Annotated in this window: 15 protein-coding genes and 1 pseudogene; 15 read left to right on the forward strand and 1 reads right to left on the reverse strand. The window is 60.3% G+C overall.

What is annotated here, in order from left to right; translation table 11 throughout:
* Positions 1-114: 114 nt before the first annotated feature.
* Both FAZ95_RS38865 and FAZ95_RS38870 read left to right on the forward strand, forming a co-directional pair.
* Positions 115-696 carry a hypothetical protein gene (locus FAZ95_RS38865; RefSeq protein ID WP_137337856.1) on the forward strand — a complete coding sequence of 194 codons (582 nt, stop codon included), beginning with the start codon at positions 115-117 and terminating at the stop codon, positions 694-696.
* Between the two features lie 440 nt (positions 697-1136).
* A pseudogene (locus FAZ95_RS38870) lies at positions 1137-1393 on the forward strand (hypothetical protein); the annotation flags it as partial.
* A gap of 4 nt (positions 1394-1397) precedes the next feature.
* Here FAZ95_RS38870 and FAZ95_RS38875 read toward each other — a convergent pair.
* The gene (locus FAZ95_RS38875; protein ID WP_175425905.1) at positions 1398-2600 is read right to left on the reverse strand and encodes an IS110 family RNA-guided transposase; all 1203 of its coding nucleotides are present in this window, start codon (positions 2598-2600) and stop codon (positions 1398-1400) included.
* Positions 2601-3189: 589 nt separating this feature from the next.
* On the opposite strand from FAZ95_RS38875, the gene FAZ95_RS38880 reads away from it, so the two are divergent.
* The 13 genes from FAZ95_RS38880 (at position 3190) to FAZ95_RS38945 (ending at position 17237) form a co-directional block, all read left to right on the forward strand.
* A complete protein-coding gene (locus tag FAZ95_RS38880) occupies positions 3190-4116 on the forward strand; it encodes a helix-turn-helix domain-containing protein (protein WP_175425906.1) in 927 nt (308 codons plus the stop codon).
* A 244-nt stretch (positions 4117-4360) separates the two neighbouring features.
* On the forward strand, positions 4361-5530 hold the full coding sequence (locus FAZ95_RS38885; protein WP_137337906.1) for an aminotransferase-like domain-containing protein: 1170 nt from the start codon (positions 4361-4363) through the stop codon (positions 5528-5530).
* 140 nt (positions 5531-5670) lie between these two features.
* Positions 5671-6504 carry a methyltransferase domain-containing protein gene (locus FAZ95_RS38890; RefSeq protein ID WP_254700413.1) on the forward strand — a complete coding sequence of 278 codons (834 nt, stop codon included), beginning with the start codon at positions 5671-5673 and terminating at the stop codon, positions 6502-6504.
* 24 nt (positions 6505-6528) lie between these two features.
* Complete coding sequence (locus FAZ95_RS38895) at positions 6529-7488, forward strand: class I SAM-dependent methyltransferase (protein ID WP_137337859.1); 960 nt, start codon at positions 6529-6531, stop codon at positions 7486-7488.
* Positions 7485-8627, forward strand: a complete 1143-nt coding sequence (locus FAZ95_RS38900) for a site-2 protease family protein (RefSeq protein WP_137337860.1) — start codon at positions 7485-7487, stop codon at positions 8625-8627. The genes FAZ95_RS38895 and FAZ95_RS38900 overlap by 4 nt, the downstream gene beginning before the upstream one ends.
* 73 nt (positions 8628-8700) lie before the next feature.
* Entirely contained in the window at positions 8701-8880 is a 180-nt protein-coding gene (gene tglA / locus FAZ95_RS38905; RefSeq protein WP_137337861.1) for a 3-thiaglutamate biosynthesis pearlin carrier peptide TglA, read from the forward strand.
* 6 nt (positions 8881-8886) lie between these two features.
* Positions 8887-9846 (forward strand): MbnB/TglH/ChrH family RiPP precursor modification enzyme, encoded by a 960-nt coding sequence (locus tag FAZ95_RS38910; protein WP_254700414.1) that lies wholly within the window; start codon positions 8887-8889, stop codon positions 9844-9846.
* Complete coding sequence (locus FAZ95_RS38915; RefSeq protein WP_137337862.1) at positions 9843-10688, forward strand: hypothetical protein; 846 nt, start codon at positions 9843-9845, stop codon at positions 10686-10688. Before FAZ95_RS38910 ends, FAZ95_RS38915 begins: the two co-directional genes overlap by 4 nt.
* Entirely contained in the window at positions 10685-13183 is a 2499-nt protein-coding gene (locus tag FAZ95_RS38920; protein ID WP_175425907.1) for a lantibiotic dehydratase, read from the forward strand. The genes FAZ95_RS38915 and FAZ95_RS38920 overlap by 4 nt, the downstream gene beginning before the upstream one ends.
* Positions 13184-13224: 41 nt before the next feature.
* Positions 13225-14508 (forward strand): MFS transporter, encoded by a 1284-nt coding sequence (locus tag FAZ95_RS38925; RefSeq protein ID WP_137337864.1) that lies wholly within the window; start codon positions 13225-13227, stop codon positions 14506-14508.
* 233 nt (positions 14509-14741) lie between these two features.
* Complete coding sequence (locus tag FAZ95_RS38935; RefSeq protein WP_254700415.1) at positions 14742-15503, forward strand: Phenylacetic acid catabolic protein; 762 nt, start codon at positions 14742-14744, stop codon at positions 15501-15503.
* Between the two features lies 1 nt (position 15504).
* Positions 15505-16656, forward strand: a complete 1152-nt coding sequence (locus tag FAZ95_RS38940) for a radical SAM family protein (protein WP_137337867.1) — start codon at positions 15505-15507, stop codon at positions 16654-16656.
* Positions 16653-17237, forward strand: coding sequence for a PaaI family thioesterase (locus FAZ95_RS38945; protein WP_254700416.1), 585 nt, complete (start codon positions 16653-16655; stop codon positions 17235-17237). The genes FAZ95_RS38940 and FAZ95_RS38945 overlap by 4 nt, the downstream gene beginning before the upstream one ends.
* Positions 17238-17242: the final 5 nt, after the last annotated feature.

Raw genomic sequence — 17242 nt, forward strand, 5'->3', positions numbered from 1 at the left:
TTACCCGTCAGCTATGGTTTCCGGACTGGTCACGGTCCGAAACGGCTGATCCCCCTCACCGATATCTGTCAATGAGGTCAATCTGAAAATGAAAACGGTTCTGGCTGCCTTGACATGTTCTCTCGCGATCGCGGCGGCCGCGCCCGCGTTCGCCAAAAAACTACGATTACTGCCGAATCCCCGCCGGAAATCGTTGACGCGAACGGGAATGTCGTGGGTGTGATTGGTCTTTCTGGTTTTGATGCATATGGTCATGATATTAGCGAAGGCGCGGTGGTTCGAATCGGCAAGGTACCGGTTTATCTGGAGGTATCGCCGTATTCGGCCCCCGGAGCAACGCCATCACTGACGCAACAACTTTATTGGCATAGTGAGAATACTTATTTTCCGAACACCGATTGCTCGGGGCCGCCTCTTATCGTCGACTATGGTTTGCTGATTGGCAATCCTATTCTGACTGGTCCGTACGGCTTTCGGCCCTCGGCACTGGTCACAACGGCCAATAGTGCAACGCTATATATCGCAACCACAGGAACCCCAACGCAACAGATCGCACAATCAGTCTTGAATACGTCCGCCGGGACCGCGTTGACTTCTCCAAGCTGTCGTACGTTAGGGATGACAGTCCAGGCATATCCGCTCGGCACTACGGTTGATCTTCAACAAATGTTTCCTGCTCCCTTGCACATTCAATAGGGCTTGCTGGATCCAAATCCGCCGCTCGCCTGCGCCGAGGATTTCCTCACCGGCGCAGGCGTGACGGCAGGGTGATATGTTGGTAGGTCGTCCGAGCCGCTTCATACCTAACTCCTGATCTGGCGAAATGTTTAAAGCCTTTTTACGTTTCGTGCAATACCCTTGCCTTTCCGATGAAATCGTCACAAAGATTCACAGTTCGCTATCCGGATATCCGGCACTCTGATGCCATCGTCTGAAGAGGGATGGGCGGAATCACTCGGGTATGGGAACGTCCACGTCGGAGCTAGGGTCTGTTTACGTTTAAGAGAGCGTGTTTGCATCCTGTCTTTTGCACAGTGAGACAGGATGGCACGAACGTTACTGAGCGATGAAGTTTGGAGCACTTATCAGGCAGCGAAGGCGGGTGTAGCCGAATGGCATCCAATAATCGCCGGTTTCTCGAAGCTGCGCGCGCGAAGCCGCGTTCGAATGACAAGACCAAGCGCCGCTACGACCGTGCGTTGTACCGTACGCGCAACCTGATCGAGTGCTTCGTCAATCCCATCGAGCGTTTCACCGCGTCTCTACTCGATACAAGGTCACCGACTGCTATCTCGTGTTTGCATCGCTTGCCTGTGCATTTAGGCCGGGCGCAAATGTGAACGTGACTTGCAGTTATCGGACAGCTATTCGGCGGGGGGGTGCCCCTATGTGATTCGTCAAGCATTAGGGGCGGATTTCGGTTGATAGAAAGTGCCGTCGCGCAGCATGGCGAACAGGACGTCGCAGCGCCGTCTGGCAAGGGCGATGAGCGCCTGATTGTGGCGTTTTCCCTGCTGGACCTTGCGAGCGTAATAGTCCCGCGAGATCGGATCTCGCAGGGCGGCAAAGGCCGAGAGGAAGAGCGCTCTCTTGAGTACCTTGTTGCCCCGTCTGGACGGGTGTTCGCCCCGGATGGACGAGCCCGAGCGGCGGGTGACAGGGGCGAGGCCGGCGTAGGCGGCGAGATGCGCAGCCGATGCGAAGGCTTTGTGAGCGACTTCAGTGAGGAGTCTGGCGGTCCTGACGCCGACTCCCGGCATGCTGGTCAGGACCGGCCAAAGAGGGTGTGCGTGCGCCAGACGTTCAACTTCGCTGGCAACCTCCTCGCGTTGCTTGCGTAAGGATGCGAGTTGCTGGGCAAGACGCGGCATGACGATGGTTGCGGCCTGAGTACCGGGCACGATCACAGCCTGTTCGCTGAGCGCCTGGACGATGTCGGCTGCCAGGCTCTTGCCCATGCGAGGTGCGAGTTTGGTGAGGCGGTTAGCGAGTGTTTTCTCGCTGGCTGAGGCGAGCTCGGCGGGTGATGGGTATCGCTCAAGCAGATCGAGCACGGCCGGATGGACGAGGCGCGGCCCCAGGACCCGTTCCAGCGCCGGATGGATCTGGGTGAGCAGACCTCGAATGCGGTTGCTGGTCTGCGTGATCTGGGCCGCCAGATCGTCGTCGAAGCCGCACAGCATGGTGAGTTCGGCGAGTGGTTCGTCAGCCAGTCGAAGTGAGCGCAGCGTATGCGGCATTGAGCGCGCGGCTTCAGCAATGATGGCGGCATCGCGGGCATCGGTCTTGGCTTCACCAGCGTGCAGGTCAGCGATGCGGCGCATAGCCAGGCCCGGTAGATATGCGACCAGAACACCTTCATCACGGGCGACTGCCACGGGCAACGCGCCGATGGTGGCGGGCTGATCGACGACGAACAGGAGTTGGCCGTGCGTCTTGAGTTCGGTAATGAGGGCGCGCAGCTTGGCCTCATCGTTGGGCAGCGCCTTGTTGTAAAGGCGCTTTCCGCGCCGATCGAGGGCGACGGCGTGATGGTGGCCTTTGCCGACATCGACGCCGACGAATACATCGACAGAGCTATGTTGTTGGTTTTCTTGCATCGAAGGCTTTGCAGGTTGAACGGTTTGGCCTGCAACATCGGTGGCAAGTCTCGGCATCCACGTTACGGACGGCCTCAAGATATCCTGGCCGAGCCCCTATTAGCGATCACCAGCCACCCACCAGGCCCGGTGACAACACCCCCCGGATCATGACTGCGACTGGGGGCGAGAATCATGCCGGGCCTGGCTGGCCAAATCCCCGATTATCGGGGCGTGATGATAGTAACGGGGGCATACAACGCTGCCGCCCGACCGGGGCACGGCCAAGCTGACATCAAAGCGAGAGAGTTAGTTGAAGTGCATACCGCAGTGGATGCGGATGGCCAGGATTTTCTTTGGCGCTTCGGCGCCCTGTTCGATTAGCTTCTCCAAGACAGACAACACCAGCTGAGCGGGCTCCCAATTGATAGTCTCGTTATGTGAGAGAGTTTTCGGCGATTTTGTGTAAGTGGATATTTCGCGATGAAAGGGAGGCGCTTCAGCATTGCACAGATTATGGTGGTGGTGAAGCAGCCAACAGCCGATAGGAAGTTCTTGCGGCTATTTGTGAAGCGATTCTGCAAGATGAACTTCGAGGATCATGACTTCCATGAGCAAGCAATTCCTGCAACTCAATTTTCGCGATGACCGCAGCCGCCTGGCAGTACTGAGTGCCGAGGCAGTGCGAACGAGCTCCCGGTTCAGGTGGCAGTCTCTGCATTTCGAGACCCTGCAGGATCACATATTCGAGACAGTCGAGCATGTGATCCAGGAGCATTACCTTATGGTGAAGCTGAATCCGACTTCTAAGGCTGAACGGGTGCTGAATGGTGTACTGCGCCAAGAAATCCAGCGACGGGGCAGCACGGTGTATATTCCCAACGGCTGTTCGCATCGCGTGCGCTACGCGAGCCCACTCGGGCGTTTGCACCTAATGACGTTGCAGCCATCAATCGTCGATTCAGTGGCCTCGGAGATGGGCATCCATCATGTGGATATTCCGCCGCGCTTCGCGACTGAAGAAGATCGCTTCGTGCTCGAGGCGGCGGAATTGATTGATGCCGAACTGGCGTGCGGCAATCCACACGGTGCGTTGTTCGCGGAAACGTTCGCCCGGACACTGGCCGCCCACATCGTCACGCGCTACCGCGGTCCGTACAAGGTGAGCGGCAAACAACCGGCGCTCAACGCGACAAAGCTTAGTCGCCTGGATCAGTTCATCGAGGCGAATATCACCTTATCGATTAGCCTGTCCGATCTGGCCAGCCAAATGGGGCTCAGCGAGTACTATTTTTGCCGCTGCTTCAAGCAGGCAACGGGTATGTCGCCTTACCAGTATCTGCTGAAGAAGCGTATCGAACATGCGTGTTCCTGCCTGAGGCGCGAAGACATGTCGATTCAGGACGTGGCGTTCGCAAGTGGCTTCGGAGACCCTGTACAGTTTTCTAAGCAGTTCCGGCGCACTCACGGCCTTACACCATCCGCATTTCGCGCTCGCTATGTCACCAAGGGATCCGCGCTCGTTGCGGTTATCTGAATTCGGGCGGCAGAGCAGGTCCTATGCGTCGGAACTGCCCCTTCTGTCACCGCTGCCGCGCGTGATCCAAAGAACAAAGAGTGCAATAAATCACTGGCATCGCAATTTTTAGCTATGGCGCATCCCGACGGGGCATTTAGTCTTGGAAGACCAATGCGACAAGGCCCGCCAGGGTTCGATGCGCATCATCGTCGGGCTACGGCGTGGGCCTTTGCGACAGGCTGACCAACCAAGAAACGTGTGTATGCAATTCGATATTTCGCAGCGGGCGCAGCGCCTGACCTCGTCGGCCATCCGGGAAATCCTGAAGGTCACCGAGGATCCGTCGGTCATTTCGTTTGCAGGCGGTATTCCTTCGCCGCAGACTTTCCCGGTCGGCCTAATGAAAGAGGCGTGTGCACGAATCCTCGACTTCGCGCCACATGCGGCGCTCCAATATGCTCCGACTGAGGGCTATACACCGCTGCGCGAATGGATTGCCGAACGTCATGGTGTGACGGCGGACCGGGTGCTGATCACCACCGGCTCGCAACAGGCGCTCGACCTTCTTGCGAAAGTGCTAATTGACCCGGGTAGCCGGATCCTCGTCGAGAACCCCACTTATCTCGGCGCGCTGCAGGCATTCTCGCTTTTCGAGCCAATCTTGACGCCGATCGAGTGCGATGGCGAGGGCATCGTGCCTGGAGCATTGACCGAGGAAACGATCCTCGGCGCACGCTTCGTTTATACGATGCCGAATTTCCAGAATCCGACTGGCCGCCGCCTGCCCGTGTCGCGTCGCAGGCAGCTCGTCGCGGCCATGAAGGCGGCGAACATCGTGGTGATCGAGGACGATCCCTACGGCGAACTGGACTATTCGGGCGAGCCGTTGCCGACATTGTTGTCGATGAATCCGGACGGCGTAGTCTATCTCGGATCGTTTTCGAAGATCATCGCACCGGGACTACGCGTCGGCTATGCGATCGCGCCGATGCCGCTGATCAAGAAGCTGGTGCAGACGAAGCAGGCGTCCGATCTGCACACATCTGGGTTCGCGCAGCGCATGGTCTATGAAGTACTCGACACGGGCTTTCTCGATGCGCACCTAAGCCAGATTCGAGCGCTCTACATGGCACAGCGCGGTGCGATGCTGGCGTCACTCGCGTCCCACTGCGCGCTCTCTATGAGCTGGAATGCGCCGGAGGGTGGCATGTTTCTATGGGCGCGCGTTCCCGACTCTGTCGATGCCGTGCGCTTACTCGAAAAGTCGCTTGCGCATGAGAACGGATCGCGCGTCGCATTTGTGCCCGGTGCGCCATTCTATGCAGGCAAAGTCGATGCACACACGCTGCGGTTGTCGTTCGTCACCGTGCCGCCGGCTCGTATCGAGGAGGGCGTGGCACAGCTTGCATCGACGCTCGCCATGTTGCTTTGAGCATCAATCGCCACGGCCTGTCGCAGGTTCTTGCAATCGAAATCTACTTCAACAAACGCCTAGTGCGGCAAATTATGACTAGGTGGCGCCGCGAGTGACCAAATAATCTAGAACGCATTCGTTCTCGCCGATAATTCGAGTTGTGGACCGCGGCGCGTATGCACGGTCAAGGCGGAACGTTACGGTGTGAATCGCGACGAACTTGGAACGAGCCCATCATGGAAGAAACTCTGCAAGCTCAATCTGTCAACCGACCGCTCATTGTCGGCGATGGCATCGTCACCGGAAACGCGTCTTGGAGCTTCGGCGGTGATACGGCTCGCCATTTCGAAGCTCATGTCTCGAAATCCGTTCCGCGCTACGCGGACGGTCATAGCATCGTGCTCGGGTTGAGCGATTTCTTTGTCAAACGCGATTCGGTCTGCTACGAAATCGGCTGCTCGACGGGCGCGCTCACGCGCCAACTCGCACAGCGCCATGCCGGGTCGGTGCGCTGGGTGGGGATCGATATCGAGGCCAACATGATCGACCAGGCAAAGCAGTACCTGGCGCAGATGTCGCCGCAGCCGGACAATGTTGAGTATCTCGTCGGCGATGCACTGACATTTGAGTATGAGCCGAGCGATCTGATCGTCGCATACTACACGGCACAGTTCATCGCGCCGCGTGTGCGGCAGGAATTGATCAATCGCATCCATCAGTCGTTGAACTGGGGTGGTGCGTTCCTGCTATTCGAAAAAGTGCGTGCGCCCGACGCGCGGTTCCAGGATATTGCGAGCGGTCTGTACGTCGACTACAAGCTCGAGCAGGGATATGCGTCCGACGAAATCATTGCGAAATCAAAGAGCCTTAAAGGCGTGCTCGAGCCGTTCTCAAGCCAGGGCAATGTCGATATGTTGCGACGAGCAGGCTTCGCCGACGTGATGACAATCTTCAAGCACGTGTGCTTCGAAGGCTTTTTCTGCATCAAGTAGCGCTGAGCGCTTCCTGTCTACTCGATGAATCACCTCAGCGCCTATCTCGAGGCCATCGGCATTGTCGACGGCGTCACTTCTCAGTCCATCGCCTGCGAGGTCTGCGGTCACACCGGCTATGAAATCGTTGTCGATTCAGTGGCAACGACGGAAGGGCGCTTTGACCGCCTTCCTGTCGTCGCGTGCGAATTATGTGGTTTCCTTTATCAGAATCCGCGCTTTAATGCTGCGTTCTATCAGGCTTACTATGAGCGCTATTACCGTCAGGCGCTGTTTGGGCAGACGCAACCGGAGCGCGATTTCGTCCTGGATCAGATGCGGCGCGGCGAGTTTCTGTACCGCAGTCTCGCCGCCTATTTGCCGCCAACTGGACACTTGCTTGACGTCGGATGCTCGGCCGGCGGCATGATGGTGCCATTCGCGAGGCGCGGTTGGATTGTCGCCGGTAACGATCCTGACGCCGCTTACGCGGAATTTGGAAGCAAGCAGTTGCAATTGCGGATCGACGTGGTCGCTGCTGAGAATATGCGCTTGCCGGACGCGCAATTCGATCTAATCGTGATCATCGGCTCGCTCGAGCATGCATACGACATCAACCGCGTGCTCGCGCTCTGTCGGAAAGCGTGCGCGCCCGACGGGCTGCTTCTGATCGAAGGGCGCGCGTTCGGCTATGGCGTGCTCAATGGGCACTTCAGCCATAATCACCGCCGCTACCTGACGATCGAATCGATCGAGATGTTGATGCTGCGCCACGGCTGGGAACCGGTCCTGTCCACTGACGCACCGCTGTGTGGGCCAACGCGACCCGGCGGCGTACATGTGCTCGGTAAGGCGAGCACATCGATGAGTGTCAATGCGCTTGTCGATCTTATTCCTGTGCGTTGGCCGGAACATGGCGCACGCACGAGACATGCGCTTACGAATCTGACGGGCTTTGTGGGCGCGGCAGTCTCATCCGCTCACGTAACCGGGGCACCTTCATGAGCGACGCGACGGCAGGGGAGTGTGAAGCCTCTGGCCTGCGCACGTACGCGGTGTTCCGTTCTGACTTGCGGATATTCACCCCGAAGGCCGACGACCCCGATCGCCGATACACGATCTATGATCCGGCAAGCGACTTGTCGTACTACCTCGGCGCGAGCGAGCTCTCCATCGCGCGGCGTTTCGATGGCACACGAAGCGCCGCTGAAATCTCGGCAAGCCTCAGGTCGCAGCGGATTGCCATATCCGACGAAAAGGTCGCCGAGTTCGAGAGACGCTTGTTCCAACTTGGCCTACTCGCCGTGCCGGGCGTGCGCGCCACACGGGTGCGCGATCCGGCAACCGGAATCAGCTATGGTCCACTGAAGGCCGCGCTGTCGATTCCGCTAGTACGTTTTGCGCCCGAGCGGTTGCTTGATGCCGTTTTCGCGCGTGTGCCATGGCTCTGTTCGAGCGTCTTTGTGTACAGCGGGCTCATTGTCATCATTTTGGCACTGGTCTGCGTGGTTTCGCACTTCGGCGCGTTCGAGAACGATGTGGCCGGTGTCTATGCGCACAGCTGGCATTGGCTGCTATGGCATTACCCGGTCGTCGTCGCGTCAATTGCGGTTCACGAACTTGGTCATGCGCTGGCGTGCCGCGCGTATAGGGTGCGCATTACCGATTTCGGCATTGCGGTCTATCTGTTGCTCGCCAGCGGCTGGGCCCGTCCGCTGCAGCGGGACTGGTCGGCGCTTTCGCAGCGCGCGCGGATCGTGACGATCATCATGGGTCCATATGCGAGCTTGCTGTTCGTCGCGCTTGGGGTCGGCGTGTGGAACTGGGCACCGCACGAAAGCGCTGCCCATACACTCGGAGTCGTGATGGCAGTCAGCGCAGCGGCTGCGCTCGTGCCGACGCTGCTGCCGATCTTCAACGGCGACACATATCTCGCGATCACGGAGTACTTCGGCGTGCCACGCCTGCGGCAACGCGCGTTCCGCTATGTGCGCAGCCGATTGCTGCGCCAGCCAGGAGGCGAAGCGCCCGCCCGCGCACGTCGCACGCTCTACTGGGTGACAGTGGTTGGTACAGCCGTCGGTTGGGTCATGGCCTGGACGTGGCTGGCCTACGGCGTCGTGCGTTTGCTTTCTACGATGTGACGAGCCTGTTCGGCGCGTCATGCATCGATATCCCGTGGGCCCTGCCCGTGCTTTTTCTCACTAGGAGAGTGTCATGTCCAATTTGCCAAACGATTCCGTGTCGCCTGAAGCGACCGATCATTCGCTCAATGCGCAAGCCGAAGCTGCCCTGTCGGCAAATGCACAGGCTCAGGACGCAGAGCCCGGTTCGTGCATGTTCGAGGATTTCAATCTCGACGATATTGAAGTGATTGAAAGCAAAGTGTTTGCGTGATTCGGCATGGGTCCGTCGACGATGCATGGGAATGCTCAGCAACCGGTATTTCACAAGCCCGCACCGATTGGTGTGGGCATTCAATACAACCCTGAGATTCTCGATTGGTTTCCGTTCGAGTCACTGGAAGTTGACCTGTTCGAGATTCTGCTCGACAACGTGATGGCGCCGCTCGACGGGCCGCATCTGATCAAACCAGCAGCGCGCAAAATGCTTGAGCGCCTGCGCGCTCGTTGCACGCTGCTTGCGCATTCGAACTATGGGTGCGAGTTTGGTTTCGGCTCGCTCGAACAAACCGCGGCGGTGCGTCGCCACGTGCCGATTGCGCAGGCGATCGGGAGCCCATGGGTGGCCGATCACTGCTTTTATGGCGACGATTCGTGGCTCGACATCTGGAGTAGCCCGGTGCAATTTTCGCAGCGCGAGATCAAGCGCTGCGCTGAGCGGGCGGCTGCCTTGCAGGCACGCTACTGCATGCCGCTGGCCCACGAGAACGCGGCCTACTATCTGGCCTGCCCGGGCTCGGAAATGCGCGAAGCCGAATTTATCGCAGGGCTCGTCGAGGAAGCAGGAACCTTCATCCACCTCGATTTGCACAACATCTATACGAACTCGCTGAACCTGCCGGAGTTCGATGTGCGTGACTACCTGAATACAATTCCGCTCGAACGCGTAATCGCCGTGCATTTGGCTGGTGGCAGCTGGCACGGCGGCCTCTACCACGATTGGCACGATTCGCCGATCCCAGAGCCCGTCTGGGAGCTCTATGAGGAGCTCCTTTCGCGCGCGCAGCCGTGTGCGGTCATCCTCGAATACCAAGGTCAGGCGCATCATCCGGATACGCGCGTGCTTGGCGGGCAGGACGACGGCGACATGATCGTCGCCGATCTCGAGCGTGCGCGTGCACTCTGGAATCGGTATCGGCCTGTGGTCGTGCGGCCTGTCGAACTGGAGACTGCGCGATGAATCCGCAAACCGTGTGGCATGTGTGGCGACGGATTCTGCGCGAGCCCGACCTGCAGCATGCGCTGTTCGCCGCGGGCGAATCCGCGCCTGACCTGAGCGATTTCGCCTTAAACAAGGACGAGTGTGAAGCAGCGTTGGCCTACGCGCGACAGAGCGATCGTGCGATGTGGTTCGTGACGAACTATCGCTTTCGGCTTGCCAACTCCTTCCTGAATGCGCTCGAGACAGGCGCGCCATTGACGCTTCGCGCCATACTCAGGCGAGGTGCCGATATCCAGACCCTCAGCCACGCGTTCCTGGACCGTCACGCGTGGAAGGATTACGGACCGTATGTCCACGCGTATTGCCACGACGCGCTCAGGTTCCTCAGCGAGCAGCAGGATGTCATGGCAATCGCAGGGATGGCGGAACTGATCGCGTTTGAACGCGACACGGTGGCATGGCTGATCGCGCTCGACGCCATGCCGTCGTCGGCCACGGCCGATGGGCTGCTTGCTGGCGTCATCGAGCGCACTCGATTTGCCCGCTATCACCGCAGCAGTATGCGCTTGTCGGCGTGGCTTCGCGATAAGACCCTGCTTGGCAAGGTGCCGCTCGAAGCCGGGATTGAACACTACCTTGTTTATCTCCCCAATCCACAAGGCGCGGTGCGCTTCGCGCTCATACCGCCTCGTGCCGCCGCGATTTACGACGCGCTTGACGAGGCCCGCTCGCGCGCAGTGCTACCCGACGTGTTGCGCGCGCGGGGACACGCGATGCATACGAGTCAAGACGACGAATGTCTTGCAATGCTTGCGCGGTACCATGCGATTCGCATCAGCACGGGAGGCGAGGCGTCATGACCTGGTCGGCCTTCTTCTGGGTCCGATCGGCGGGATTTTCTTTCGAGGCTCTCGATGGGCTGGGCATGCTCACAGAGCGCGAGGACGACGTCGTGCGTTTCGGACAGTGGCAGGCAGCGCTCGGCCAGTGCGAGAGCTGTTTGGTCGAAATGGCGCGCAAGGCCGCGCCGGAATCGGTCGCTAAGCTGGAGCGGCGCTTCACGGCGCGAGCCCCACTCGAAATGGCGGAGCTCGCCGCAGTGATTCGCGATGCTGCGGCGCCCCTGCTCGAGGCACGCGACGCTCACCTCGCAAGGCTTGCCGAATGCGAAGCGGCGCTGTGTGAAGCGTACGAGCGCGAACTGCCGGATTGCCGGCAGCGCATTATTGACTTCATTCGCTCGCCCCAGGCGCGCGAAGCGCTATACCTATCCAATCCGGAGTCGATGCTGCGCGTCGATGCGTTGCTCGAGCATGGCGGCGCCGCGCGCATCGACAGTCGTGCGCGGCAGCGCTATCGCTTGGCATGGAACTATCTGCAGCGGCTGTGCGCGAAGAACGATACTTCAAGCTTCTTCGGCCCGATCGCGTGGGGGAGGTTCGCGGGCGATGCTGCCCCGAACCTCGATATGCACACGGTCCCCGGTCCGTGGCTTACCTCACGCAAGACATTCTTTGAGCACTGGGTTGTGATGCGGCTTGCGGACGCGGTATGTGCGGACGAAGCGTTGTGCGACGCCCTGCCGCTTGAGCTGAACCCGGGATGCGACTTGCGGGGCGCAGATCTACACGTGCCGGTCGGCAAGACGGTGACGCTGAATTCGCTCGGCGTGCGGCTGATCGAGATCGTCAAGCGCGCTGCGCAGCCGCTGTCCGCGCGCGCCGTGTTGGAGATGCTTGAGGCAGGTGGATTTGTACCAAGCAAGAGCCGCGCGATGCTCGACCTGATGCGTGCCAAGCACGTGATTCAGGCCAGCTTCGATATTCCGCCCGGGAGCGTGGAGCCAATCGAACGCCTTCAAGGCGCGCTGCTTGCGCTCGATGCGCCGGCCAGCGCGACTGCGGTATGGGTCGGTATCTGCGAGCGATTGGAAGCATTGCGCATCGACTTCGAGCGCGGCGATCTTGAGGCGCGCATGGCTGCGCTCGAGGCAATGCGCGAACTGTTGTCTGGCGTCGGTGTGGACTTATCGCGCGTGCAGGGGCAGATGTACGTCGGGCGCTTTCCGGTCTACGAGGATTGCGCACGCAATCTGCATGTGGAGTTCGGTGGTGACTTGGAGCGGGCTATCAAGGATGGCCTGGAGCCATTGATGCGGCTATACGAATGGCTGATGCGCGCGCTGGCGGTTCGTCTGCACGAGCGCTGTTTGGCGCATTGGCAATTGCTCTCGCACAAAGGTGCCGCGGTGGACCTGCTGACGTTTCTCTCGTCATGGAAGTCGGCCGATGATACTGGTGAATCGATCATGGAGGCCGTTCGCTCGATGCTGCAGGACGGCTGGGCGCAGGTGTCGGTGAGGCATGTACGGCAGGATGAGGTTACGCTGACCGTTGCCGATTTTGCAATCCTGATGGCGGAACTGGATCGGCATGAGCCCCGCGCGAAACACTTTATGTTGCCGGCCGCGTGCGTCCATTCACCCGATTTTATGGTGGCCTCGCCGAGCCTCGAAGCGGTGCGGCGCGGCGACTTCCGGATCGTCGTCGGCGAAGTGCACCCAGGTGTGCACACAGTGTCGCAGCCGGTTGCGCAGCCGTTCTGTCCATATGCGACGGCCATTCGCGAAGAGGTAGAAGCGCTGCTATCGCCCTCGACAATCGTCGCGGCGGATTCGCCGAAGAGCTACCAGCGCTCGCATATCGACTGGCTTGACGTCGATGCGCTTGCCCAGGTGGTGCTGCCAGGCGGTGGCGGCCACGTGGCTCGCGCGCGACGCCTCCGTGCGGGAGCGCTCGAGCTCCACCTGCGTGACGGGATCCTAACGTGCCGGGACCGCGCGAGCGGGGCGGAGCAGGATCTGCTTACGGTGATGCCCACCGATCTGCATCGACTTGGCTTTGCTCTGGCGGGTGAAGTGCTCGCGCAAAGCGAAACGCGGCGGTTGACGTTCGGCCGCGTGCTACTGAAGCGCCGCGCGTGGCGCTTCGACGACGGCTTTCCGCAGGCGGCCGACGATCCGTTCGAGCATGCAGGCCACTATCTTGCCTGGCGAAGCTGGGCGTCTAGGCGTGGTTTGCCGAGCTACGTGTTCGTGAAGTGCGCGAGCGAGCCCAAGCCGATCTATGTGGACTTCTCCAATCCGTTCGCGATCGATCTGCTAGCGAAATGGGCCAAGAAGGGGGAGCCGCTGCTGTTCTCCGAAATGCAGCCCGCGCCTCGCGATCTCTGGCTCACCGACGAGAAAGGCCGCTACTGCTGCGAGTTTCGCACGTCACACGTGCATCTGGGCGGCCCGGATACGCAACCCGATCCGCCGATGCATGGCGCCGAGGTATGCGAGGGCCCTGCCTGAACCAGTCCGAGACGAGAAATGAGAACACCAACGGAAACCTCATGAAAAACGTGGCTGAATCTTCTGCTATCGCGGTGCACGGGGAGCACGGCCGGTCGCTTTCGTCCGTCGTCGTCTTCGTCCTGCTGCCGTTCGCACTCGCGCATTTTTTGTCGTATCTCTACCGCAACGTCAACGCGGTCGTCTACCCGAACTTGGCGAGCGAGCTTGGCCTCAATGCGAACGCGCTTGGCTGGCTGACGAGCGCCTACCTGCTCGCCTTCGCGCTGGCGCAGTTGCCGATCGGCGTGGCGCTTGACCGCTACGGTTGCCGCCGCGGGCAAGCACCGTTGATGCTCGTTGCGGCGGCCGGTGCAATGGTGTTCGCGCACGCCCATAACCTCGCCGAACTTGCGATCGGGCGTGGGCTGATCGGCTTCGGCGTCGCAGGTTCGCTGATGGCTGCGATCAAGGCCAGCTCGCAATGGCTGCCGCGCGAACGCTTGTCGCTGTCCACGTCGATGCTGCTCGCGGTAGGCGGCTTCGGCGCCATGGCATCGACATCGCCGATGCATGCCGCGCTGCGGCATATCGACTGGCGGCAGGCTTTCATCGTTCTCGGGGCCTGTACGGTCGCCGTTAGCGCGCTGATCTACTTCGTCGTGCCAGAGCAACCCTCGGTTTCGCAAACGGCGCGCCTCAAGGACATGTGGCGCGATGTCGGGCAGCTTTTCCGCAGTGGCTCATTCTGGCGGCTTGCGCTCTATTCGATTTTCGCGCACGCGACCTACATGGCGGTACAAGGCCTATGGATGGGTGCGTGGCTTCGCGACGTCGGCCAGTTGGACAGCGGGCACACGGCCAATGTGCTGCTCGCGGGCACCGTGACGATGGTCGCCGGGTCGCTGTTCTTCGGCTGGCTGACCGATTTGCTGAAGCGGTTTGGCGTCAAGCCTATTACGGTGTGTGGCGGCGGCATTGCGGTTTTTCTCATATTCCAGACGTTGATGATCTGGGGGCACGGCACGAGCCCGCTGCTGCTCGCGTGCGGATTCACGTTCTTTGGCACGGCAACGACAATGAACTACGCCATCATCGCGCAGAGCGTGCCGACGCATCTGACAGGGCGCGTCAGCACTTCATTCAATTTGCTGGTATTCCTGCTTGCTTTTGTGATCCAGGCCGGCTTAGGCGGCGTAATAGCGCATTGGCCAGCGCAGCATGGCGCATATCCGGTGCAAGCGTATCAATGGGCGCTCGGTATCAATCTCGCGCTGCAATGTCCGGGCTTACTGCTCTGGTTCGCGTTCAGGCCCTGGATACGCGAGCGCGTCGCTGCGACGTAAGTGATTGAACGCTTTGGCCTCGTTTAGGCAGTACTGGCCGGTCGATTAATTAAATCAAACGCAAGAATCGACCGGCCGGGCAATTTCATCCTCGTCGCGGCGATGGTCGCTGATTAGGATGTTCCCGGCATTACGGCGTAGACAGACGCCGCCGCTGCGCCGATGGACGCGCACTATGCAGTGCGCTGTCCGGAACATCCCTCGATATTTGACCCGCCATGACGACAACGCAAATGGATACGCAATCTGCAAACATCGAGCCCATGCTCGGAGAAGGCGTAGTGAAGACGCCGGAAGACTTCCGCAATATGCCAAAGGAATATCAGGAGCTCGTCACGCACCTGATGCTCGTGCATACGGAGGGCGAGTTGACGGGCGCCGACGACTACACACAGGTGTTCTACAACCTGGCGCCGAACGCCTACGAAAAGCTCGTCTGCTGCGAGCGCGCTATGGAAGAAGTGCAGCACTATCAGCTAAGCGCGGCGGTGCTGGCCGACGTCGGCGTTGACACCAGCAGCATGCTCGCGCAGCACTACCAGGAGCGGCCGTACTATGCGAACGAATTGGTCCGTGGCGTGCGCAACTGGATGGAGCGTGGCATCTTTTCGTTTCTGGGCGAAGCGGTAGTGCTCGAGCACCTGCTCGAGTTCGAGACCTGCAGCTACGTGCCGTTCAGCGAGATCTTCGTCAAGCAGATAATCAAGGATGAGCACGTGCATGTTGCACACGGCTTCCGGATCGTGCGCGACGCCTGCCGCTCGCCGGAAGGGCGCATCGACGCCCAGGCCGCACTTGACCGGCTCTGGCCACATGTGCTCGCGCTTTTCGGGCGCGACGATTCACGCCGCTCGCAGCAGTACGTGAAATGGGGCTTGCGCAAGACGACCAATGGCGAGCTACGCCAGGCTTTTATGCGCAAGACGCTGCCCAAGCTCGCCGCACTCAAGCTGTCGGTGCCTGAAATGGCAACGATGCCGGCCGAGGTGAACTGACATGAACCTGCAGAAGGAAATGCACGCGCATCGCAAGACGCTGATCGCAGAGCGGCTGCCCGCATTACTCGCAGAAGACTTGGCGCTCGCGCAACGGTTCCACGACGTACGCGGCTTTTCGGCGCTCGTGCGCGCGTGCGAATACCACCTCACCAATGCTTGCAATATCCGCTGCAAAGGCTGCTGGTTTTTCGAGTTCGGGCACGATAAGTCGGCAAAGGAGAACAAGGACATCGAAGCGTGGCGCGAATTCGCGAGCGCGCAGCGCAAGCGGCGCGTTAATACGGCGCTCTTGATAGGCGGAGAGCCTACGATGTTTCCCGAACGCATCGAGGCGTTCGTGGACGCAATGCGCTTCGTTTCGATCTCGACCAATGGGCTGAAGCCATTCCCAAACGTCGAGCCGTTTCGCAATGTGACGGTGTTCATCTCACTGTTCGGCGGTGGCCCGCTCGACGACGAACTGCGCGCGATCAAACCGAGCGGCACGCCGTTTACCGGGCTGTTCGACACCGCGCTTGAAAATTACAGGCAGGATCCGCGTGCAACGTTCGTGTATGCGGTCTCTGAGGACGGCATCGCGCACATCGAGCCGACCGTCAGGCGCATTCGTGACAACGGCAACGTGGTCAGCTTCAATTTCTATAGCAAGTACAACACGGGCCACCCGCTCAAGATGCTCAACGAGCAGCGGCTGCTCGCCGAGATGCTGCGTGTGCAGGCGGCGTATCCGGAGGTCGTGCTGAATCATCCGGCTCACATCCGGGCGATGGTGACGGGCAAGGCCTGGTGCGGCACGTTTGGTTACGACACGTGCCCGAGCGTGAGCCAGGATCACCCAGACAACGCGCAGCGCATGGAGAACGGCAACCCGACGCTGCCCTTCTTCAACACGTGGAAGGCGGACCTGCAGACACTGGAGCGCTGTTGCACGTCGGGACATTGCGACGATTGCCGCGACAGTCAGGCGGTCTACAGCTGGCTGATGGTTAGCCTCGCGAGTTCGCTGGAAAGCCTCGACACGCTGCGGATGTGGGTCGAGGTGGCTGAGAGCTACTGGCGTCAGTTTATCTGGTCGCCGTATCATCCGACGGCACGGCCCGCCGATGTACAGGCGCCCACGGAGCCTGCTATTGAAGGAACACCGGCGTGAGTGCGAGGCGCGAGCGGGGCGCGGCGCTCGCCATTCCGATGTCGGCCGCGCAACGCGCGGATTGGCAGGCGCGCCTATCGCAGATGGCGATCCTTAATCACCTGGGCGTGCGGCTCGATCTCGTCGATGATCAGGCCGTGCGGCTCGTGCTTGAGCGTCGCACGCCAGCGCATGAGGGTGGGCTCGGCACCGAACGGCTGAACGGCGCGATGATCGCAGGCATGATGGATTGCGCGATGTCGATTGCAGGCATCCTGCACTTTCGCGGACGAACCTGCGGCACCGTCCAGCTCTCGATTCAATTCATGAAGCCGGTGCGCTGCAAGATGCCGGTCGTCGAGTGTCGTGCGATGCGCCGCGCGTCGGGCGTTGTGTTTCTTGAGGCTCAACTCCTAGAGGAGAACCGGCGCTGTGCGGTGATGGCGACGGGCATGGTTGGTGTGACCCGTATTGCAGCGCATGATGGCGGCGGCGACGGGCGAGAGAACTGGCATGCGCCGGTCGGCGTTGACGCGGCTGCAGCGGCGACATCGGCGGCTGAAGTCGAGCGGACGCCATCGTTTCAGATGACCGAGGAGTGAGCTGG

Origin of the sequence: Trinickia violacea (genome assembly GCF_005280735.1) — a bacterium.
GTDB lineage: Bacteria > Pseudomonadota > Gammaproteobacteria > Burkholderiales > Burkholderiaceae > Trinickia_A > Trinickia_A violacea.